The organism is Segnochrobactrum spirostomi, assembly GCF_009600605.1.
Classification (GTDB): Bacteria; Pseudomonadota; Alphaproteobacteria; order Rhizobiales; family Segnochrobactraceae; genus Segnochrobactrum; species Segnochrobactrum spirostomi.
Genome location: NZ_VWNA01000001.1, coordinates 2,689,022 through 2,709,113 on the forward strand (window position 1 = coordinate 2,689,022; position 20,092 = coordinate 2,709,113).

Sequence of the window (20,092 nt, forward strand, 5' to 3'; positions counted from 1 at the left end):
GAGCCCGTGACCTCATTGAAGGGAAGAAGGACGGTCGTGCTTCTCACCCCGCCTTGCGGTTCATCCGGTTCTCGATGAGGTCGTCGACCACCGCCGGATCGGCGAGGGTCGAGGTGTCGCCGAGCGCGTCGAAGGAATCCTCGGCGATCTTGCGCAGGATGCGGCGCATGATCTTGCCGGAGCGGGTCTTCGGCAGGCCGGGGCTGAACTGGATCAGGTCCGGCGAGGCGATCGGGCCGATCTCGCGGCGCACCCACTGGACGAGCTCCTTCTTGAGCTCGTCGGAGGGGGCGATGCCGCCCATCAGCGTCACGTAGGCATAGACGCCCTGGCCCTTGAGGTCGTGGGGATAGCCCACCACCGCGGCCTCGGACACCTTCGGGTGCGCCACCAGCGCCGATTCGATCTCCGCCGTGCCGAGGCGGTGGCCGGAGACGTTGAGCACGTCGTCGACGCGGCCGGTGATCCAATAATAGCCGTCGGCGTCGCGCCGGCAGCCGTCGCCGGTGAAGTACATGCCCTTGTAGGTCGAGAAATAGGTCTGCACGAAGCGCTCGTGGTCGCCGTAGACCGTGCGCATCTGGCCGGGCCAGGAATCGAGGATGACGAGGTTGCCCTCCGTCGCACCTGTCAGGATGTTGCCTTCGCCGTCGACGAGGGCCGGCTGCACGCCGAACAAAGGCCGCGTCGCCGAGCCCGGCTTCAGGGGCGTCGCGCCAGGCAGCGGCGAAATCAGCGTGCCACCCGTCTCGGTCTGCCACCAGGTGTCGACGATCGGGCAGCGCCGCTCGCCGACCACGTTGTAATACCAGAGCCAGGCTTCCGGGTTGATCGGCTCGCCGACCGAGCCGAGCAGGCGCAGCGACTGGCGCGACGAGCCGGTGACGTGGGCATCGCCCGCGCCCATCAGCGACCGCAGCGCCGTCGGCGCGGTGTAGAAGATGTTGACCTTGTGCTTGTCGATCGCCTGCCAGAAGCGCGCCGGCGAGGGATAGGTCGGGATGCCCTCGAACATCACCGTCGTCGCGCCGTTCGCGAGCGGCCCGTAGACGATGTAGGAGTGCCCGGTAACCCAGCCGACGTCCGCCGTGCACCAGAACACTTCGCCCGGCTGGTAATCGAACACGTAGGAGAAGGTCGACGTCACATAGGTGAGGTAGCCGCCGGTGGTGTGCAGCACGCCCTTGGGCTTGCCGGTCGAGCCGGAGGTGTAGAGGATGAACAGCGGGTCCTCCGCATTCATCGCCTCGGGCGCGCAGTCGGTCGAAACCTTGGCCGCCTCGTCGTGATACCAGACGTCGCGGCCGGCCTGCATCGCGACGTTGCCGCCGGTGCGGCGCACCACGATGACGCTGCGGATGCCGGAGGCCTTCTCGAGCGCGGCGTCGGCATTGGCCTTGAGCGGCACGGAGCGGCCGCCGCGCAGGCCCTCGTCGGCGGTGATGAGCACCGTCGAGCCGCAATCCTCGATGCGGCCGGCCAGCGAATCCGGCGAGAAGCCGCCGAACACCACCGAGTGGATCGCGCCGATGCGGCTGCACGCGAGCATCGCGAACGCCGTCTCGGGGATCATCGGCATGTAGATGGTGACGCGGTCGCCCTTCTTGACGCCGTGCGCCTTCAGCACATTGGCGAAGCGGCAGACCTCGTCCTTCAATTCGGCATAGGTGATGGTGCGCGAGACGGTCGGGTCGTCGCCTTCCCAGATGATCGCCGGGCGATCGCCGTGGGCGGCGGCGTGGCGGTCGACGCAGTTCGCCGAGACGTTGAGCGCGCCGTCCTCGAACCAGCGGATCGAGACGTTGTGGTAATCGTAGGAGGTGTTCTTCACCTTGGTGAAGGGCGTGATCCAGTCGAGCCGCTTCGCCTCGTCGGCCCAGAAGCCGTCCGGGTCCTTCACCGAGCGCTCGTAGAGCTCGAAATAGCGGGCCTCGGTCACCGCCGTGCGGGCCGCCGCGTCGGCATGGATGGGGATCAGCGTCTCGCTCATGGCGTCCTCCTCGACCTCCTTTGGCGCCCGGCCGGGGTGGGAACCGCGTCTCGATCCATCGAGGGGGGAGGCGGCCACCGGCGGGCATTGTTTTGAATTGGCGTGATTATATGCGCCGGCTCGAAATCACCGTCCAGCACAACCCGGCCCCGTTGCGCTCCGTCTTTGGTCGCAGAATCCCCAGTTCGGCATGGTGTCGCGCGGACCTTGGTGGAGGGATTGAGCGAAGTCTACAGATTGAGGCGTGTGATGCGGACCGACATCGAACTCGATGAAAGCCTCATGCGCGAGGCGATGACATTGACCGGGCTCAAGACGGCGACCGCCGTCGTGGAGGCGGCCTTGCGGGCGCTCGTCGAGCAGTCGCAGCGCCATCGCGCGCTCGACAAGCTGGCCGGCATCGGCTGGCAGGGCGACCTCGGCGTCCTTCGCGATCCGCGCTCGTCCGACCCTGAGTGATGCACGCGTAAGTGGCTCCGCCGCGTCTAGCGCCGGAAGCGCCACACCCGGGTGTGCTTGACCTCCGAATCCTCGATCGCACGGATCACCGGGACGCGGTATTCGGCGACGGCCTCGAGGCGGTCCTTCGGCAGATAGGAGCGGCCGGGATCGCCGACGAGCACGACGGTGCCGGCCTCGAGCTCGCGCTCCAGCCAGGCGAGCACGCGCTCCGCCATCGGCTTTTCGTAGAACACGTCACCGGCGAGAACGACGTCGAAGGCGCCGGCGGGCGCCGCGGTGACGTCCGCGCCGGAGGCGGTGACGCTCACCCCGTTCGCCGCTGCGTTGAGGGCGATGGCGGTGCGGGCGAAGATGTCGATCTCGGTCGCGGTGACCGCCGTGGCGCCCGCCTGCATCGCCGCGATGGCGACGATTCCGGAGCCCGAGGCGAAATCGAGCACGCGCTTATCCCGAACGACCTCCGGGTGGTCGAGCACGTAGCGGGCGATCGCCTGTCCGCCGGCCCAGGCGAAGGCCCAATATGGCGGCGGCAGGCCGAGCTCTTCGAGCGCCTCCTCGGTGCGCTCCCACAGGCTCATCGCCTCGTCGGCGAGGTGCAGGCGGACCTCAGGCACATGAGGGGGCGCCTGGAGCACCGTGTTGGCGCGGATGAACCCGGCCGGATCGAGGGAGGCCGGCCGGGGTTCGATCATTGTCGTGCGAGCTCCAGGACGATGTCCCACTCGGCGTCCGTGACCGGCTGCACCGAAAGGCGGGAATATTTGAGGAGCGCCATCTCGGCGAGCCGCGGCTCGTCCTTGATCTCGGCGAGGGAGACCGGGCGCTTCAGGGGTTCGACGGCCTTGAGATCGACCATCACGAACTTCCCCGTCGGGTCGGACGGATCGGGATAGGCCTCGCGGATCACCTCCACGATGCCGACGATCTCCTTGCCCTCGTTCGAATGGTAGAAGAACCCCCGATCGCCGGTCTTCATGGCGATCAGGTTCAGCTTGGCGGCGTGGTTGCGCACGCCGTCCCAATGGGTGCCCGTCGCGCCTGCGGCGACCTGGGCATCCCACGACCACTTGAAGGGCTCGGACTTGTAGAGCCAGTGCGCCATGACCGTCCCTTTCAGGCGATCGCGCCGATCGTCATCCGCCAGGGGCGGATCTCGACCGAAGCGAACAGGCCGGCCTTGGCATAGGGGTCCTCGGCGAGCAGGGCTTCGACGGCGGCGGCGCTCGCCGCCTCGATGATCAGCATCGAGCCGACCGGCTTCTCACCGGCCGCGTCGAGGAACGGACCGGCGAGGCGCACCGCGTCGCGGTGGCCGTCGAGCCAGGCGAGATGGTCGGGGCGGTTGGCGAGACGGACCTCGAGATGGTCCGCCTTGTCGAGGCAGCTTGCGACGAACAGCATGGGATCGGCTTCCTCTCAGGCGCCCGGATCGGCGACGAAGCCGGCCGCTTCGATGCCCGCGATGCCGCAGACCTCGTCGTTCTCCGAGGTGTCGCCGGACACCCCGACGGCGCCGATCACGCGGCCGCTCTCGGTCTTGATGAGGACGCCGCCGATCACCGGAATGATCTTGCCGTCGGAGACGCCGCTGAGGCCGACGAGGAAATGCGGCCGCTCCAACGCGGTGCGGTTCAGCCAGCGGGTGCCCTGGCCGACGGCCAGCGCCCCATAGGCTTTGCCGATCGCGATGTCGGCGCGCAGGATCGCGGGCGCATCCTGCCGGGCGAAGGCCTTGAGCTGGCCGCCGGCATCGAGCACTGCGACCGCGATCGGCTTCAGGCCCAGTTCGCCGCCCTTCGCGAGAGCGGCATTGACGATGCTCTGGGCATCGACGAGCGTCAGGTCGGACATCGTTACTCCATCGGGAACATCATCGCGGCCGCAGCGTGCGGTGCAATCGCTGCGAGCGCGGGAGGCGCGTCAGCTTTCGCCCGGCTTCTTGACGCCGGCGATGGCCTCGATCTGCCGCTGCATGTCCGAAAGCTGGCGCTTCAGGTCGTCGAGATCGGCGGCCGGGGCGGCCGGGGCGGCCGGTGCGGCGGCGGCCGGCTTCGCATCGGTCTCGCCCCGGGCCGCGGGTTCCGCGCCGGTCGGGCCCGTGGTGCCGAACGGCAGGAACATCCGCATCGCCCGCTCGAACATCTCGGTGTTGCGGCGGACTTGATCCTCGATGGCGTCGAACGCGGTGGTGCCGAAGGCCGAGCCCATCTGGTTGCGGAAGCGGTCCTGCTCCCGCGACAGCGAAGAGATCGAGAAATCGAGATAGCTCGGCACCAGGTTCTGCATGGAATCGCCATAGAACCGGATAAGCTGCCGCAGAAACGAGATCGGCAGCAGATTGTGTCCCTTGGTCTCCTGCTCGAAGATGATCTGCGTCAGCACCGAATGGGTGATTTCTTCGCCGGTCTTGGCGTCGAAAACGACGAAATCTTCGCCGTCCTTGACCATCTCGGCGAGGTCTTCGAGCGTCACATAGGTGCTGGTGCCGGTATTGTAGAGCCGGCGGTTGGCGTACTTCTTGATGATCGTCGCTTCTTCGGACTTTGCCATCGCCGCTTCCGCTCTCGGCTCCTCCCCGGTGGCACGCGAACGTGCGGCACCGCCACAATCGCCGTCACGATAGGGGCTTATGGCGCGTCCCGCCACCGCTTTCCGCATCGCCGACGGGTCGCGTCCCGAAGTTCGGGATGGGCGAACGCCCCGGTTGACTTGTCTTCCCGGGCGGGGCTTCCATCGGCTTTGGAGGGGGAGCGCCCGTCTCTCCCGAGGTGGTTGTCGACGACACGGTCGAGTCACGCGGACGACAACAAAGCGCTTCAGATTTGATCTCGCTCAGATCGCAGTCGATCTCGGGCCGGATAGGATCGGAAGAACAACCGCAGGTGAGCGTCGCCCGACGCTCCGAAAGGCGTTCCCGCCCGCCGAGGGCGGCAGGAGGAGACGGAGAGCGATATGAGTCAGTCCATCGTCATCGCCAGCGCGGCGCGCACGCCGGTCGGCAGCTTCAACGGATCGCTCTCGACGCTGCCGGCGCATGCGCTCGGCGCCGCGGTGATCAAGGACGTGGTGGCGCGCGCGGGCGTCGCCCCGGAAGAGGTGAGCGAGGTCATTCTCGGCCAGGTGCTGACCGCCGCCCAGGGCCAGAACCCGGCCCGTCAGGCCTCGATCGGTGCCGGCCTGTCGAAGGAGACGACCGCCTGGGGTCTCAACCAGGTGTGCGGTTCGGGTCTGCGCGCCGTCGCGCTCGGCCTTCAGCAGATCGCCGGTGGCGACGCCGAGATCGTCGTGGCGGGCGGCCAGGAGAGCATGAGTCAGGCGACCCATGCCGCCTATCTGCGCGCCGGCCACAAGATGGGCGACCTCAGCCTCATCGACACGATGATCAAGGACGGTCTGTGGGACGCCTTCAACGGCTACCACATGGGCGTCACCGCCGAGAACGTCGCCCGCCAGTGGCAGATCACCCGCGACGAGCAGGACGCCTTCGCGGTCGCCTCTCAGAACAAGGCCGAGGCCGCCCGCGCCGCCGGCCGCTTCAAGGACGAGATCGTCCCGATCACCATCAAGGACCGCAAGGGCGACAAGATCGTCGAGGACGACGAGTACATTCGCGCCGGTGCGACCCTCGAGGCGGTCGCCAAGCTGCGCCCGGCCTTCGACAAGGACGGCACGGTGACGGCCGGCAACGCCTCCGGCATCAACGACGGTGCCGCCGCCGCGGTGCTCATGACCGAGGCCGAAGCTGTGCGCCGCGGCCTCGCCCCGCTCGCCCGCATCGCCTCGTGGGCGACCGCCGGCGTCGACCCGGCGGTGATGGGCTCGGGCCCGATCCCTGCGTCCCGCAAGGCGCTCGCCCGCGCCGGCTGGAGCGTCGAGGACCTCGACCTCGTCGAAGCCAACGAGGCCTTCGCCGCCCAGGCCTGCGCCGTCAACAAGGACATGGGCTGGAACCCGGCGATCGTGAACGTCAACGGCGGCGCGATCGCGATCGGCCACCCGATCGGCGCATCCGGCGCCCGCGTGCTCGTCACCCTGCTGCACGAGTTGAAGCGCCGCGGTGGCAAGAAGGGCCTCGCCACGCTCTGCATCGGCGGCGGCATGGGTATCGCCATGTGCGTGGAAGCGCTCTGAAACGGCGTCGAAGCGCCGGGCGCGTTCCGACCCGATGACTTTGGGCCGGCGGGGGCGCCCCGCCGGCTCTCCCCCGGTCCGGCATTCGCCGGATCGTCCCGCCTCGATCCGTCTCGCCTCGCCGTGCCGTGACTTTGACGGAGCGCGGCCGGGGCTCGAGACGAAGCCGGCCCAACGATCTATCGGACCGCGGCCTTCGCCCGGCGTCCGCATCAGGGAGGAATGGATGAGCAAGGTCGCCCTCGTCACCGGAGGCACCCGCGGCATCGGCGCCGCGATCGCGACGGGCCTCAAGATCGCCGGCTTCGACGTCGCCGCGAATTTCGCCGGCAATGTCGAGAAGGCGCATGCGTTTCGCGACGAGACCGGCATCCCGGTCTTCAAGTGGGACGTCAGTGACGTGAAGGCGTCCGCCGAGGGCATCGCCGCCGTGGAGCGCGAGGTCGGCCCCATCTCGGTGCTCGTCAACAATGCCGGAATCACGCGAGACGGCTGGTTCCACAAGATGGATTACGACGCGTGGTCGGCGGTGCTGCGCACCAACCTCGATTCGCTCTATGCGGTGACCCGGCCGGTCATCGAGGGCATGCGCGAGCGTGGCTTCGGCCGCATCATCAACATCTCTTCGATCAACGGCCAGAAAGGCCAGATCGGCCAGGTGAACTATTCCGCCTCGAAGGCCGGCATCATCGGCTTCACCAAGGCGCTCGCCCTCGAAAGCGCTCGCAAGGGCATCACCGTGAACTGCATCTGCCCGGGCTATGTCGACACCGACATGGTCCAGGCGGTGCCGGAGAAGGTGCTCGAAGGCATCATCGCCGGCATTCCGGCCGGCCGCCTCGGTCAGGCGTCGGAGATCGCGGCGCTCGTCAATTATCTCGCCTCGGACGCCTCCGGCTTCATGACCGGCTCGGTGCTGACGATCAACGGCGGGCAATATCTGGCGAACGGCTGACGCCCGCCATCGCCGGCGCGCGGGCTCACCCGCGCCGGCGCAGCATGTCCTTCGCCGCGATGAGGCCGCCGCCGGAAATCAGCACGCAGGCGGCGGCGAGGCTCCAGGTCGGTGCCGCGAAGCCGAAGGCGACGAGCAGCAAGGTGGACAGCAGCGGCGCCGCATAGGCGGCGGCGCCGAGCACCTGGATGTCGCCGCGCTTCATGCCGATGTCCCAGGTGAAGAACGCGAGGCCGACCGGCAACAGGCCGAGCCCGACCACGGCGAGCCATTCGCCGAGGCGCGCCGGCCAGATCGCCGGTTCCCCGATCATGTGGAAGAGGGCGGAGAGGATCGCGGTCGCGAGGCAGAAGCCCACCACCGCCTCGCTCGGCACGCCGGCGAAGCGCCGCGACAGCACCGAATAGCCCGCCCACACCAACGCCGCGGCGAGCGCGACGCCGTAGCCGAAGGCGTTCGCCGGCGACAGCGCGAGCGCGGTGCCGCCCTTGGTGACGATCAAAGCCGCCCCGACGAGCCCCAACAGCGCGCCCGCGATGTGGTGCGGCTTCAGCCGTTCGCCCGGCAACAGGCCGGAGAGCAGCACGATCAGCAGCGGCCAGAGATAGCAGATCAGGCTCGCCTCGGCCGGCGGCGCCGCCTTGAGCGCGGTAAAATAGAGGAAATGGTAGCCGAATAGGCCGCCGACCCCGAGCGCCCACACCGGCCACGGCTGGCGCAGCACCGCGAACGAGCCCTGCCGCGCCCGGACGATCGCGAGCCCCACGACACCCGAGATGCCGAAGCAGAGCGCGTTCATCAGGAACGGCGGCACCGCCCCGGACGCCGCGGTCATCAATGCCAGCATCGACCACATCAGGATCGCGGTGAGGCCGACGAGCGTGGCGGACGAGCGGGTCATCGGGCGCGGATCATCTCATGAGGGGCATGCTCGGGGGCCGGCTTCCGAGCGGTCGCGATGCCACCCAGCGGTCCGGCACGTCCATACGCGAAAAGCCGCGTCGGTCGCCCGGCGCGGCTCGTCGAAGGCCCTGCGGCGAAGACTCAGCCGAGCAGGTTGCCGTACTTGTTCTTGAAGCGCGACACGCGGCCACCGCGGTCGAGAAGCTGCTGCTGGCCGCCGGTCCACGCCGGATGGGTGCGCGGGTCGATGTCGAGCGTCATGACATCGCCTTCCTTGCCCCAGGTCGAGTGCGTGAAATATTCGGTGCCGTCGGTCATCACCACCTTGATGCGGTGATAATCGGGGTGGATGTCCTTCTTCATGGTCTTAAATCCCGCACGTCTGAGGCCATCGGGTGTCGCCGAGGGGGTCGTGTCCGGCCGGCGCATCCGCGGGCCCGTTCGACCGGCCGGCCCCATCCTGATCGGCGGCACCGTCCTTCAACGACACGGCCGCGCGCCCGTGAAGGCCGCGGCCGGTGAGTTCGAGGGCGACGATATATCCCAGGAGCGCCGCCACGACAAGGGCGCGGTGCGCTTGCGGCGCGGCGCCGCGCGTGTTTTCTGCGGGCGCGGGGAGGCGTCGTGCCGGCTTGAGGCCGGGGTGCGCGACGGAAGCACCAAAAAGACGTTCGGGAGTTCGCCACGTGTCGGCCGAGTCCAAGTTCGCGGAGTCCAAGTTGGCCGAGCCCAGGTCGGGCGAGTCCGCTTCGGCCCAGTCCAAGTCCGCCGAATCGACGTCGGGGGCGTCGGGGCGCTCCGAGAAGGAGGCGCGCCGATCCCGGATGCGTCCCCTGCGCCTGCTCGTGCCCTTCGTCGCGCGCTATCGCGGCCATGTCGCCGGTGCGCTCGTCGCCCTCGTCGCGGCGGCGACCGCGACGCTCGCCGTGCCGCTGGCGCTGCGCCGGGTCATCGACCATGGCTTCGTCGCCGACAACGCGGCCCTGGTGAACAGCTATTTCCTCTGGCTGATCGGCGTCGTCGCCGTTCTCGCGGCGGCGAGCGCCTCGCGCTATTACCTCGTCACCTGGCTCGGCGAGCGGGTGGTGGCCGATGTGCGCGCCGCCGTGTTCGCCCATGTGGTGCGGCTTTCGCCCGCCTTCTTCGACCGCACCATGTCCGGCGAGATCGTGTCGCGGCTCACCGCCGACACCACCCAGGTCAAGAGCGCGGTCGGCTCGTCCGCCTCGGTCGCGCTGCGCAATCTCGTGCTCTTCCTCGGCGCCGCGGTGATGATGGTGGTGACGAGCCCGAGCCTTTCCGCGCTCGTGCTCGCCGCCATCCCGGTGATCGTGTTGCCCCTCGTCGGCTTCGGCCGGGCGGTACGCCGCCGCTCCCGCGAGGCGCAGGACGTGCTCGCCGAAAGCTCCGGCTTCGCTACCGAGGCGGTCGGAGCGGTGCGCAGCCTCCAGGCCTTCACCAGCGAGGATTATGCGGCGGCGCGCTATCGCGACGGTGTGGAGCGGGCCTTCGTCGCTGCCCGCGGCGCCATGCGCGCCCGCGCCATTCTGACCGCGATCGGCATCTTCCTCGTCTTCTCGAGCATCGTCGTCGTGCTGTGGATGGGCGCGCAGGACGTGCTCGCCGGCCGCGTCACGCCGGGCGCCCTCGGCCAGTTCGTGCTCTATGCCGTGTTCGCGGCGGGCGGGCTCGGCGAACTCTCCCAGACCTGGGGCGAGATCTCCCAGGCGGCCGGTGCGGCCGAACGGCTCGGCGAACTCCTCGCCGAGCACTCCGAGGTCGCCGATCCGGCGAACCCGGTGGCGCTTCCGGCCGGCCGCGACGCCACGCTCGCCTTCGAGGACGTCAGCTTCGCCTACAAGGCGGGGGCGGGACCGGCGCTCAAGGACGTCAGCTTCCGCGTCTCGGCCGGGGAGACGGTCGCGATCGTCGGCCCCTCGGGCGCCGGCAAGTCGACCCTGTTCGCCCTCGCGCTGCGTTCCTACGACCCGAATGCGGGCCGCGTCGTCATCGACGGCGTCGATCTGCGCGCCACCTCGCTCGCGGCCCTGCGCCGGCGCATCGCCATCGTGCCCCAGGACACCACGATCCTCGCCGCGAGCGTGACCGAGAACATCCGCTTCGGCCGTCCCGACGCCGACCCGGCCGCCGTGCGTGCCGCCGCGGCGGCGGCACGGGTGGACGCCATCGCGGCGCGGCTGCCGCAGGGCTACGACACCATCGTCGGCGAGCGCGGCGTCACCCTCTCGGGCGGCGAGCGCCAGCGCATCGCCATTGCCCGGGCGATCCTCAAGGACGCTCCGATCCTGCTCCTCGACGAGGCGACGAGTGCGCTCGACGCCGAGAGCGAGGCGGCGGTGCAGGCCGCCCTCGACGAACTGCGCCGCGGCCGGGCGACCCTCGTCATCGCCCACCGCCTCGCAACGGTGCTCAACGCCGACCGCATCCTGGTCCTCGAAGGCGGCCGCATCGTCGAGGAAGGCGACCACGCGAGCTTGGTCGCCCGCGGTGGCCTCTATGCCCGTCTCGCCCAATTGCAGTTCGAGGCCGGCGCCGAAGCGCTCGACCAGAGCCGGGCGGCCCTGGGCTGAACGGCGGCGGCCGGCGCCTTACGGCAGAGCACGGACCTCCCGGTCGGCACTACCCAACCGGAACGGTCGGCTTCCTCGCGCGTTCCGGCTTTATGCCGAACGACACGACCATCCTCTACGACCGCTACATCGCCTGCCTGAATGCCCGGGACTGGGAAAGGCTCGGTGAATTCGTGGCGGATGGCGCCATTCACAATGGGCGGCGTCTCGGGGTGGACGGCTATCGCGCCATGCTCGAAGAGAATTGCCGTGATATCCCAGACCTCCAGTTCAACCTCGCTCTCGTCGTGGCGGATGAGGGTCATATCGCATCCAGGATACGCCTCGATTGCGTACCGATCGGCGAATTCCTCGGTCTACCGGTCAACGGAAGGCGCGTGGTCTTCCATGAGCACGCCTTCTACACCCTCGTCGCAGGCAAGATCGCCGAGGTGTTCTCCCTGATCGACAAGGCGGCGATCGAAGCTCAGCTCGGGCTCTAGAGATGGCGCGTCCCTTCACGACGGTCCTGACGTCGTATCGTCGAGGCGGCGCGCGAGGCCGGCGCCTCAGCGCTCCGTCAGCTTGAGCTCGATGCGGCGGTTCTTGGCGCGGGCGTCGTCGGTGTCGGCGGTGTCGAGCGGCTGATATTCGCCGAAGGCGGCGGCGGCCAGGTGATCCGGCGAGACGCCCTTCGAGATCAGATATTGCACCACGGCGATGGCGCGGGCGGCCGAGAGGTCCCAGTTGTTGCGGAACCGGCCGGCGCCGCTCAAGGGGCGCGAATCGGTGTGCCCGTCGACGCGCAGCACCCAACTGATCTCCGGCGGGATCTCCTTCTCGAGCTGGAGGATCGCGTCGGCGAGCTTGTCGAGATCGACCCGGCCTTCGCCGTTGATCACGTCGGAGCCGGACGAGAACAGCACTTCCGACTGGAACACGAAGCGGTCGCCGACGACGCGGATGTCGGGACGGTCGGCGAGGATCTCACGCAGCCGGCCGAAGAAGTCGGAGCGGTAGCGCGTCAGCTCCTGGACCTTCTGGGCGAGCGCGACGTTGAGGCGGCGGCCGAGATCGGCGATCTGGGTCTGGGATTCCTTGTCCTTCTGCTCGGAGGCGCCAAGCGCCGTCTCGAGCGCGGCGATCTGCCGGCGCAGCGCGGAAATCTGCTGGTTGAGAAGCTCGACCTGCGCGAGGGCGTCGCGGCTCACCTGCTGCTGGTTGGTGAGCGCGCTCTTGAGAGCGCCGAGCTCGCCGCCTGCCGAGCCGGCGACGCCTTCGGCGCTGCTGAGCAGCCCCTGCAGGCGGTCGCGCTCTGCGGTCGCCGAATCGAGGCTCGCCTGGAGCTGGCTCAGTTGGTTCTGCATGTCACCCTTGGCGGCCCGCTCCAGCGACAGGAGCTGGGTCAGCTCGGCGATCTGGGCGTTGAGGCGCGTCAGCACCGTGTCCTTGTTGGTGACTTCGCGGCTCAGGAAGAACTGCGCGACCATGAACACGGAGAGCAGGAACACGAAGACCATGAGCAGGGTCGACAGGGCGTCGACATAACCCGGCCATTGATCGACGGTCGCCACGCGGCGGCGCGAGAGCGGCATCTTCATCTCCCTCCGGCCCGCCCGCCTGCGGACGGGCTTACCGGGCCTTCATCAGCGAGCAGGTTCGGTTCGATCGGCCGGCGCCGGTGTGGGGCGCGTCAGCCGCGCTCGCGCTCGACGGCGCCCGACAGGGTTTCGAGGAATTTCTCGATGCGGTCCTGCTGGCGCGCTTGGGCCTCGGTCCAATCGCGCAGGATCTGGCGCTCGGCGCGCAGATGCTGGACGAGGCCCTGAATACCCTCGGCGAGGTTCGCCATCGCGGCGGTGGCGTTGCGCCCCGAGGCGCTGTCCTGGACCACGGCGGCGAGCCGGTCGAGCGCCTCGCGCATGTCGGTCGGCGGGGCGAGGGGCACGGCGTCGCCGCTCGAGACGATGTCGGTGACGCTCGACAGCCAATCTTCGAGATCGGTGTAGAAGCGGTTCTGCGCCTGACCGGCCTGAAGGTCGAGGAAGCCGAGGATCAGCGAGCTCGAGAGGCCGAACAGCGAGGACGAGAAGGCGATGCCCATGCCGGAGAGCGGCGCAGCGAGGCCGGCCTTCAGATCCTCGAACAGCACCGCTGCATCCTGCGAGCTGACGTCGAGCGAGCCGATGGTGGCGCCGACAGACGACACCGTCTGCAGCAGACCCCAGAACGTGCCGAGCAGGCCAAGGAAGACGAGCAGGCCCGTCAGATAGCGGGCGATATCGCGAGCTTCGTCGAGGCGGGTGCCGATCGAATCGAGAATGGTCTTGAGCGCCGGGGCGGAGAGCACGCGGTCGCCGAGCCGGTCGCCGAGCAGCGTCGCCATCGGGGCGAGCAGCACCGGCGGGCGGCGAACCTGGATGCTCTGCTGGCCGGTGCGGTAGGAATTGACCCACGCGACCTCGGGGAACAGCCGGACCACCTGGCGGAAGGCGAGCACGATGCCGATGCCGAGCACGCCGAAGATCAGCCCGTTGAGGCCCGGATTGGCCATGAAGGCGGTCGCGATGGAGCGGTAGAGCACGACGCCGATGCAGGCGACGATCACCAGGAAAACGACCATGCGCCACAGGAAGACCTGCGGCCGGGACAGACGATAGGGATCGGATGCGCGCGCCATGATCCACACTGTAGGTGGCTCGGAGCGTCCTCCATAGCGCGAATGCGCAACATGCTTAAAGCGGAAATTCGCCGCGCCCCGGGGCCCGCGCTGCGCTCCGCCACGGGCCTTACCCGGAACGGGTATTTTTCCTAACGTATTCTGTATTCCAGGTTAAACATTCGACATGTTTGCACATCAAATACTTAATGACATTGACCCGATGTGTTTGATGTTCGTATCCTAAACATCGTCAACAACGCCATGACGCATGGCAAACATCGAGTATTAATCATGAAGACTCAGAGCACGCACGCTGAATACACTGAAAATAACGGAGCAACCGTTACGGCCGCTAGCAATGGCGCCCTGAATGATCCCGCCCTTGAGACGATTTCCGGTGGAGGCTTCCCGGAACCGGCTCTCAATATGGCTGGTCAGGAACCCAATTATTCGACTTTTGATCAGATTGGGCGGGATCTAACGACTATGGGTCAGGGCTTCGCCGCTGGCGTCGAAAGTATCGGCTGACGGCCTTGAGAGTATCGGCTTTTGAGCAGAAGCGGCCGGGCAGCCCCGGACGTTCTCCCGCCCAGACGCGGCCCACCGCACATTAACCTGATCCGACAGCCCTAACGTCGTCGGGTCAGGTTCAGGCACGGCCTTTCCGCCCTGACAGGCGTTGTCGCGCCGATTATGGTCAGCCGCGGGCGTGGACGGCCTTCAGCTTGCCGAGCAGGGCGCCGTGGATCGCCTCGTTGCCGGCCACGATGTTGCCGGTCGAGAACATGTCGTCGCGGCCGGCGAAGTCGGAGACGAAACCGCCCGCCTCGCGCACGATGAGGAGGCCGGCGGCGATATCCCACGGGTGCACCCCGTGCTCCCAGAAGCCGTCGAGACGGCCCGAGGCGACCCAGCAAAGGTCGATCGCCGCGGCGCCGAAGCGTCGCACGCCGGCGACGTCGCCCATGATCTCGCGCATTTCGAGCAGGGCGCGGCCTTGCTCGGGACGGCCGAGATGGGGGATGCCGGTGCCGACGACGCAATCCTCGAGATCGCGGCGCTGGGCGACCCGCAGGCGCCGGTCGTTGAGGAACGCGCCGCCGCCGCGCTCGGCGACATAGAGCTCGTCCATGATCGGATTGTAGACGACGCCCGCGACGATCTGCCCCTGACGTTCGAGGCCGATCGAGACGGCGAAGATCGGCACGCCGTGCAGGAAGTTCGAGGTGCCGTCGAGCGGATCGACATGCCAGGTGTGGCTCTGGTCGGTGCCGACGATGACGCCCGATTCCTCCATCTTGAAGCCCCAGCCCGGCCGCGCCTTCTCGAGCTCCTGGCGGATCGTCGTCTCCGCGCGCTTGTCGGCGGCGGAGACGAAATCGCCCGGTCCCTTGCGGGAGACCTGGAGCTGCTCGACCTCGCCGAAATCGCGGACCAGCCCGCGGCCGGCCTTGAGGGCGGCTTGGACCATGACGTTGAGAAGGGCGGAGCGGGCCATCGCAGAATTCCAGACGCGAACGGAGGGGTGGGAATGCGCGGCTCAACGATCACAATCGCCGGCCCCGCGCAACCCCCAGAAGGGGATGGGAGGCCGTCAGAAAAGCCAGGGGCTCGCTTCGTCGCTCGCCTCTTGGCGCACGGTCTCGCTCTGATCGGCGACGAACTGGTCGAGCCAATGGTCGTCGAGGCCCTGGTGGCGGGCGATGGTGGCCCACTTCACGGCCTGGACCGGATCGGCGGGCACGCCGCGGCCGAGCGCATAAAGCCGGGCGAGCCGCGTCATCGCGAGAGGGCTGCCGAGCTCGGCGGCTCGGCGGAACCAGTTCGCCGCCTGCTTTTCGTCGGCGACGATCCCGTTGCCGTTGTAGAGCCGGATGCCGTACTCGACCATGGCATCGACGTGCCCGCCCCGGGCGGCGCGCCCGAAATAGAATGAGGCGAGCATCTCGTCCTGCTTGCGGCCGTCGCCGGTGTCGTACATCACCGCGAGGGCATATTGGGCGTCGGCGCTGCCGGAGTCCGCCGCGAGCTGGAACAGGTCGCCCGCCTTCTTGGCGTCGCGCGGCCGCGCTTTGCCCTGGAGATAGAGCACGCCGAGATTGAAGGCGGCATCGGTGTTGCCGGCCTTGGCGGCCTGGTCGAACCATTTTGCCGCCTGGACGAGATCGTTCTCGTTGCGGGAATGGACGTAGGTCAGGCCGAGCTGATAGGCGGCCGCCGCGGAACCGTGTTCGGCGGCGAGTTCATACCAACTGCGTGCCTTGGCGAGGTTGCGCGGCACGCCGTGGCCGCTTTCGTAGATGAGGCCGAGCAGGGTCTGGGCGGCGACGTCGCCCTTCTGCGCCGCGGCGGTCGCCAGCGTCAGCGCGCGCAGATAATTGCCGGCCATGTAATGGGCATAAGCGGGGTCGGCGAGTTCGTCGTCGACCGTCGCGGTCTTGTTCCCCGCCGTCTTGCTCCCCGCTGTCTTGCCAGGCCCGGACTTGTCCCACGCCGGCGATGCGCCGGCGCTGTCCTGCTGGGCTTGGCCTGGCTTCGCTTCACCCGCCTTGGCATCCCTCGGCTTGGCGGATGGCGCCGGTTGTCCGGACGCTGCGCCCTCGGCCGCCTGAGCGGGCCGTGCGTCGCGGAAATGGCCGAACGCGTCCTTGATTCGTCCGTCTGGATTGAGTTGCTGGTCCGGGGTGCGGAAGGCGCCGGCCTGCGGCGCGACCGCCTCCGGGAATTCCGGCGGGCGGATCAGATCGGTCTGGACGCCCTTCACGGTCGGGGTCGCGACGTTCGCTGGCGCGCCCGCCGGAGAGGCACCGTCGGTGGGCGCATCCGCCGAGGTCGGGGCTCCGCTTGACGCGCCGCCCGATGTCTGGCCGGCGGTCGGGGCGACGGCGGCCGGCGAGATGACACCGGTCGGCGCCATGGCCCCGGCGGAGGGGGCGGTCGCCGTGTCCGCGGTCGTCGTGGCGGCTCCCGAGGTCGCCGTCTCGGTGCCTTCCGCAGCCGCCGGACCGGCGGCGAAGGCGAGCGCGGCGAGGGTCGCGGCGGCGAGGCTGTTGGCGACAAGACCGGCGGCAGCCGCAAGCCTCGTGCGACCCGCGCCATCGGCAACCGCGCCGGGAGCGTCGAAAGGCATCGTCGTCGAAGGCGTCTTCATGGCGGACCGCTCGTGCCGATATCGCGTCAGGATTGGCCCTGCTCCGCAAACACGGCATCGATGAGGCGGTTGACCTGTGCGAGGCCGGCTTGCGGCCCGTCCGGGTGCTCCCAGACGGCGGCGCGCACGGCGACGAATTCGGCGCCGGTGCGGATCGCCGCCTCGACAGCCTCGGGGGTGCGGCCGGCGACGGCGATGCACGGGATCTCGAACACCTCGGCCCACCATGTCGCGAAGTCGATCGTCTTCGGATGGGTCTCGTCGGCATCGGCCCGGTCGATCAGGCCGAACAGCACATAATCCGCGCCGTCTTCGGCCGCTTCCATCGCGGCGTCGCGCTCCTTGATCAGTCCGACGCCGACCATGCGGGCGGGCGGGAAGGTCTCGAGCGCCGGGGCGAGGTCTTCGTGCCCGGACGGCAGATGCACGCCGTCCGCCTTGGTGCGCCCGGCGACGCGGGTGTCGCCGGCGACGATCGCCGCCGCGCCGGCGCCTTGGGCCACCGGAACGAGGGCTTCGGCGAAGGGCTGCAGGATGGCGGAGTCCACGTCGCCCGGCGCGATCAGCACGGCGGCGGCGTCGCCGCCTCCAAGCGCGTCGGCGAGCGTCGCCGCGAACGCGGTCGAGGTCTCGCCGAGGGGCGTGATCAGCACGGCGCGCGGACGGATGCGCTGCGGTTCGGCCGGCTTGCGGCCACCCGATTTGCCACCCGACTTGGCGGCGCCGGCGGCAGCGGTGCCGCCGGCTTTCTTTACGGTCTTGCTCAAGGGGTATCCTTGTTCGGGAAGGCGTCCTTGTTCGGGAAGGATCCCGGCTCAGGCCGCTTGACGCTCCAGCTCCGGGGTCCACTCGCCCTTGGCGGCGAGGGCGTTCATGCGGGCGCGGTGGTTGAAGGCGCGGTGGCCCGCGGCGACGTTCTCGAACCGGCCGTTCCAGGCCTGCAGCGCCGCCGCCTGGAGGGCACGCCCGTAGGAGAAGGTGATCTTCCAGGGGTGCGGGCCGAGGGCGTTGATCAGCGACAGGTGCTGCGTCGCGAGCTCGTCCGACTGACCGCCCGACAGGAAGGCGATGCCCGGCACGGCGACCGGAACCGCGGCCTTGAACACCTTCACGGTGAGCTCGACCACTTCCTCGGGGCTCGCCTGGGTCGCGCAGTCCTTGCCGGCGACGACCATGTTCGGCTTCAGGATCGTGCCTTCGAGCGTCACCCGGGCGAGATAGAGCTCCTCGTAGAGCGTCTTCAGCGTCCACTCGGTGACGTTGTAGCAGGTCTTCACGTCGTGGACGGCGTTCGGGCCGTCCATCAGCACTTCCGGCTCGACGATCGGCACGATGCCGGCCTGCTGGCAGAGCGCGGCATAGCGGGCGAGCGCGTGGGTGTTGGCGCGGATGGCGCCGTAGGTCGGCAGGCCATCGCCGATATCGATCACCGCGCGCCACTTCGCGAAGCGGGCGCCGCGGGCATAATAATCCTTGAGGCGCTCGCGCAGGCCGTCGAGCCCTTCGGTCACCTTTTCGCCGGGGAAGTTCGCGAGCGGCTTTGCGCCCTCGTCGACCTTGATGCCCGGAATGGCGCCGGCCTTGCGGATCAGATCGGTGAGCGGGGTGCCGTCGCGGGCGCTCTGGCGGATGGTCTCGTCATAGAGGATGACGCCGGAGATCGAATCGCTCATCGCCTCGGCGGTGAACAGCATCTCGCGGTAATCCCGCCGGCTTTCCTCGGTCGATTCGAGGCCGATGGCGTCGAAGCGCTTCTTGATGGTCGAGGTGCTCTCGTCGGCGGCAAGCAGGCCCTTGCCCCCCGACACGAGGGCGGCGGCGATGTCTTCAAGCCGTTCGCTCATGATCCGGTCCCGTTCTTCGTTTCAGTTGCGTTGCGACGAAGCGATCCGGTCTTTGACCGGTCCGGCTTTGGCCGGGACCGGACCCTTCGGTCCGGCCGCCCGTCGATCATGCCCTTGTTGTCATGTCCGTCCGTTGAACACGGCGGTGCCCGCTGGGCCTGCGGGCGAAATCTCCGGCTATCAGGCCTTCAGCGCCTCGACACCCGGCAGCGGCTTGCCCTCGAGCCATTCGAGGAAGGCACCGCCGGCGGTCGAGACGTAGGAGAACGCCCCCGCGACGCCGGCATGGTTGAGCGCGGCGACGGTGTCGCCGCCGCCGGCGACCGACAGGAGCGTGCCGGCGCGGGTGCGCTTCGCCGCCGCCTCGGCCGCCGCCACGGTGGCGGCGTCGAACGGCGTCAACTCGAACGCGCCGAGCGGCCCATTCCAGACCAGCGTCTTCGCCTTGTCCAGCGCCGCTTCGATCTCCTTCACCGTCGCCGGGCCGGCGTCGAGGATCATGGCGTCGGCCGGAACGGCGTTGACTTTGACCGTCTCGTGCCGGGCGTTGGCCGCGAACTCCCAGGCGACCACGCCGTCGCTCGGCAGCAGGATGCGGCAGCCGGCGGCGTCCGCGGCCTTCACGATCTTGCGCGCCGTATCGGCGAGGTCGTGCTCGCACAGCGACTTGCCGACATCGTGGCCCTGGGCGGCGAGGAAGGTGTTCGCCATGCCGCCGCCGATGACGAGGACGTCGACCTTGGAAACCAGGTTCTCGAGGAGGTCGATCTTGGACGACACCTTGGCGCCGCCGACGATCGCGACCACCGGACGGACCGGGGTGCCGAGCGCCTTGTCGAGCGCCTCGAGCTCGGCCTGCATGGTGCGGCCGGCAAAGGCGGGAAGGCGATGGGCGAGGCCCTCGGTCGAGGCGTGGGCGCGGTGCGCCGCCGAGAAGGCGTCGTTGACGTAAAGGTCGCCGTTCGCGGCGAGCGCATCGACGAAGGCGGGGTCGTTACCCTCTTCGCCGGCGTGGAAGCGGGTGTTCTCGAGCAGCAGCACGCCACCGTCGGCGAGGGCGGCGACCGCCTTCGTCACCGAGGGGCCGATGCAATCGTCGGCGAAGGCGACCGGCCGGCCGAGGATCGCGGCGAGCGCCGGCACCACGACGGCGAGCGACTGGGTGAGATCGCGCTTCGCCTTCGGACGCCCGAAATGGGCGAGCAGGATCACCTTGGCGCCCTTGTCGGAGAGCTCGGTGATGGTCGGGGCGACCGCGCGGATGCGGGTGTCGTCGCTGACCGCGCCGTCCTTGACCGGCACATTGAGATCGACGCGCACGAGCACGCGCTTGCCGGCGGCGTCGGCGATGTCGTCGAGGGTGCGGAACTGAGCCATCGTTCGAATGTCCCGTTTGGGATGAGGATTCGGTCGGCGGACGCGGG

Annotated in this window: 21 protein-coding genes; 6 read left to right on the plus strand and 15 right to left on the minus strand. The window is 68.8% G+C overall.

The window, feature by feature from the left end; genetic code table 11:
• Nucleotides 1–43 precede the first annotated feature (43 nt).
• Complete coding sequence (acs, locus tag F0357_RS12090) at nt 44–1,990, minus strand: acetate--CoA ligase (protein WP_153481777.1); 1,947 nt, start codon at nt 1,988–1,990, stop codon at nt 44–46.
• A gap of 249 nt (nt 1,991–2,239) precedes the next feature.
• Here acs and F0357_RS12095 point away from each other — a divergent pair, with 249 nt between their 5' ends.
• Complete coding sequence (locus tag F0357_RS12095) at nt 2,240–2,449, plus strand: type II toxin-antitoxin system VapB family antitoxin (RefSeq protein ID WP_153481779.1); 210 nt, start codon at nt 2,240–2,242, stop codon at nt 2,447–2,449.
• 26 nt (nt 2,450–2,475) lie between these two features.
• Here the strand turns inward: F0357_RS12095 and F0357_RS12100 are convergent, their stop codons facing one another.
• From F0357_RS12100 to phaR, 5 genes are all read right to left on the minus strand, one after another.
• Nucleotides 2,476–3,144 (minus strand): class I SAM-dependent methyltransferase, encoded by a 669-nt coding sequence (locus tag F0357_RS12100; protein ID WP_153481781.1) that lies wholly within the window; start codon nt 3,142–3,144, stop codon nt 2,476–2,478.
• Entirely contained in the window at nt 3,141–3,554 is a 414-nt protein-coding gene (locus F0357_RS12105; RefSeq protein WP_153481784.1) for an EVE domain-containing protein, read from the minus strand. The genes F0357_RS12100 and F0357_RS12105 overlap by 4 nt, the downstream gene beginning before the upstream one ends.
• An 11-nt stretch (nt 3,555–3,565) precedes the next feature.
• Nucleotides 3,566–3,853 carry a YciI family protein gene (locus F0357_RS12110; RefSeq protein WP_153481786.1) on the minus strand — a complete coding sequence of 96 codons (288 nt, stop codon included), beginning with the start codon at nt 3,851–3,853 and terminating at the stop codon, nt 3,566–3,568.
• Between the two features lie 15 nt (nt 3,854–3,868).
• Complete coding sequence (locus F0357_RS12115; RefSeq protein ID WP_153481789.1) at nt 3,869–4,303, minus strand: GlcG/HbpS family heme-binding protein; 435 nt, start codon at nt 4,301–4,303, stop codon at nt 3,869–3,871.
• 69 nt (nt 4,304–4,372) lie between these two features.
• A complete protein-coding gene (gene phaR / locus F0357_RS12120; RefSeq protein ID WP_153481795.1) occupies nt 4,373–5,002 on the minus strand; it encodes a polyhydroxyalkanoate synthesis repressor PhaR in 630 nt (209 codons plus the stop codon).
• A gap of 402 nt (nt 5,003–5,404) precedes the next feature.
• Between phaR and F0357_RS12125 the strand changes: the two genes are divergently transcribed.
• Both F0357_RS12125 and phbB read left to right on the plus strand, forming a co-directional pair.
• Nucleotides 5,405–6,583 (plus strand): acetyl-CoA C-acetyltransferase, encoded by a 1,179-nt coding sequence (locus tag F0357_RS12125; protein WP_153481798.1) that lies wholly within the window; start codon nt 5,405–5,407, stop codon nt 6,581–6,583.
• Nucleotides 6,584–6,809: 226 nt separating this feature from the next.
• The gene (gene phbB, locus F0357_RS12130; RefSeq protein ID WP_153481806.1) at nt 6,810–7,538 is read left to right on the plus strand and encodes an acetoacetyl-CoA reductase; all 729 of its coding nucleotides are present in this window, start codon (nt 6,810–6,812) and stop codon (nt 7,536–7,538) included.
• Between the two features lie 25 nt (nt 7,539–7,563).
• On the opposite strand, the gene yddG is transcribed toward phbB, so the two are convergent.
• Both yddG and rpmE read right to left on the minus strand, forming a co-directional pair.
• Complete coding sequence (gene yddG / locus F0357_RS12135; RefSeq protein ID WP_153481808.1) at nt 7,564–8,439, minus strand: aromatic amino acid exporter YddG; 876 nt, start codon at nt 8,437–8,439, stop codon at nt 7,564–7,566.
• 143 nt (nt 8,440–8,582) lie between these two features.
• Nucleotides 8,583–8,804 carry a 50S ribosomal protein L31 gene (gene rpmE / locus F0357_RS12140; RefSeq protein WP_153481810.1) on the minus strand — a complete coding sequence of 74 codons (222 nt, stop codon included), beginning with the start codon at nt 8,802–8,804 and terminating at the stop codon, nt 8,583–8,585.
• 461 nt (nt 8,805–9,265) lie between these two features.
• Between rpmE and F0357_RS12145 the strand changes: the two genes are divergently transcribed.
• Entirely contained in the window at nt 9,266–11,032 is a 1,767-nt protein-coding gene (locus tag F0357_RS12145; protein ID WP_153481813.1) for an ABC transporter transmembrane domain-containing protein, read from the plus strand.
• 92 nt (nt 11,033–11,124) lie between these two features.
• Nucleotides 11,125–11,514 carry an ester cyclase gene (locus tag F0357_RS12150; RefSeq protein ID WP_153481816.1) on the plus strand — a complete coding sequence of 130 codons (390 nt, stop codon included), beginning with the start codon at nt 11,125–11,127 and terminating at the stop codon, nt 11,512–11,514.
• Between the two features lie 66 nt (nt 11,515–11,580).
• Here the strand turns inward: F0357_RS12150 and F0357_RS12155 are convergent, their stop codons facing one another.
• Together F0357_RS12155 and F0357_RS12160 are read right to left on the minus strand one after the other, a co-directional pair.
• The gene (locus tag F0357_RS12155; protein ID WP_376767801.1) at nt 11,581–12,612 is read right to left on the minus strand and encodes a peptidoglycan -binding protein; all 1,032 of its coding nucleotides are present in this window, start codon (nt 12,610–12,612) and stop codon (nt 11,581–11,583) included.
• Between the two features lie 92 nt (nt 12,613–12,704).
• Entirely contained in the window at nt 12,705–13,691 is a 987-nt protein-coding gene (locus F0357_RS12160; protein ID WP_153481821.1) for a flagellar motor protein MotA, read from the minus strand.
• A gap of 273 nt (nt 13,692–13,964) precedes the next feature.
• Here F0357_RS12160 and F0357_RS12165 point away from each other — a divergent pair, with 273 nt between their 5' ends.
• Nucleotides 13,965–14,201 carry a hypothetical protein gene (locus F0357_RS12165; RefSeq protein WP_153481822.1) on the plus strand — a complete coding sequence of 79 codons (237 nt, stop codon included), beginning with the start codon at nt 13,965–13,967 and terminating at the stop codon, nt 14,199–14,201.
• A 169-nt stretch (nt 14,202–14,370) separates the two neighbouring features.
• Here F0357_RS12165 and F0357_RS12170 read toward each other — a convergent pair whose 3' ends face one another.
• The 5 genes from F0357_RS12170 to F0357_RS12190 all read right to left on the minus strand — a co-directional run bounded on the left by F0357_RS12170 (nt 14,371) and on the right by F0357_RS12190 (nt 20,045).
• Nucleotides 14,371–15,171: an inositol monophosphatase family protein gene (locus F0357_RS12170; protein WP_153481823.1), complete on the minus strand. Its 801-nt coding sequence runs from the start codon at nt 15,169–15,171 to the stop codon at nt 14,371–14,373.
• A 96-nt stretch (nt 15,172–15,267) separates the two neighbouring features.
• Nucleotides 15,268–16,824 (minus strand): tetratricopeptide repeat protein, encoded by a 1,557-nt coding sequence (locus tag F0357_RS12175; protein WP_208948307.1) that lies wholly within the window; start codon nt 16,822–16,824, stop codon nt 15,268–15,270.
• A 26-nt stretch (nt 16,825–16,850) separates the two neighbouring features.
• A complete protein-coding gene (locus F0357_RS12180) occupies nt 16,851–17,591 on the minus strand; it encodes a thiamine phosphate synthase (protein WP_153481827.1) in 741 nt (246 codons plus the stop codon).
• Nucleotides 17,592–17,639: 48 nt separating this feature from the next.
• Nucleotides 17,640–18,668, minus strand: coding sequence for a class I fructose-bisphosphate aldolase (locus F0357_RS12185; protein ID WP_153481829.1), 1,029 nt, complete (start codon nt 18,666–18,668; stop codon nt 17,640–17,642).
• 180 nt (nt 18,669–18,848) lie between these two features.
• On the minus strand, nt 18,849–20,045 hold the full coding sequence (locus F0357_RS12190) for a phosphoglycerate kinase (RefSeq protein ID WP_153481831.1): 1,197 nt from the start codon (nt 20,043–20,045) through the stop codon (nt 18,849–18,851).
• Nucleotides 20,046–20,092: the final 47 nt, after the last annotated feature.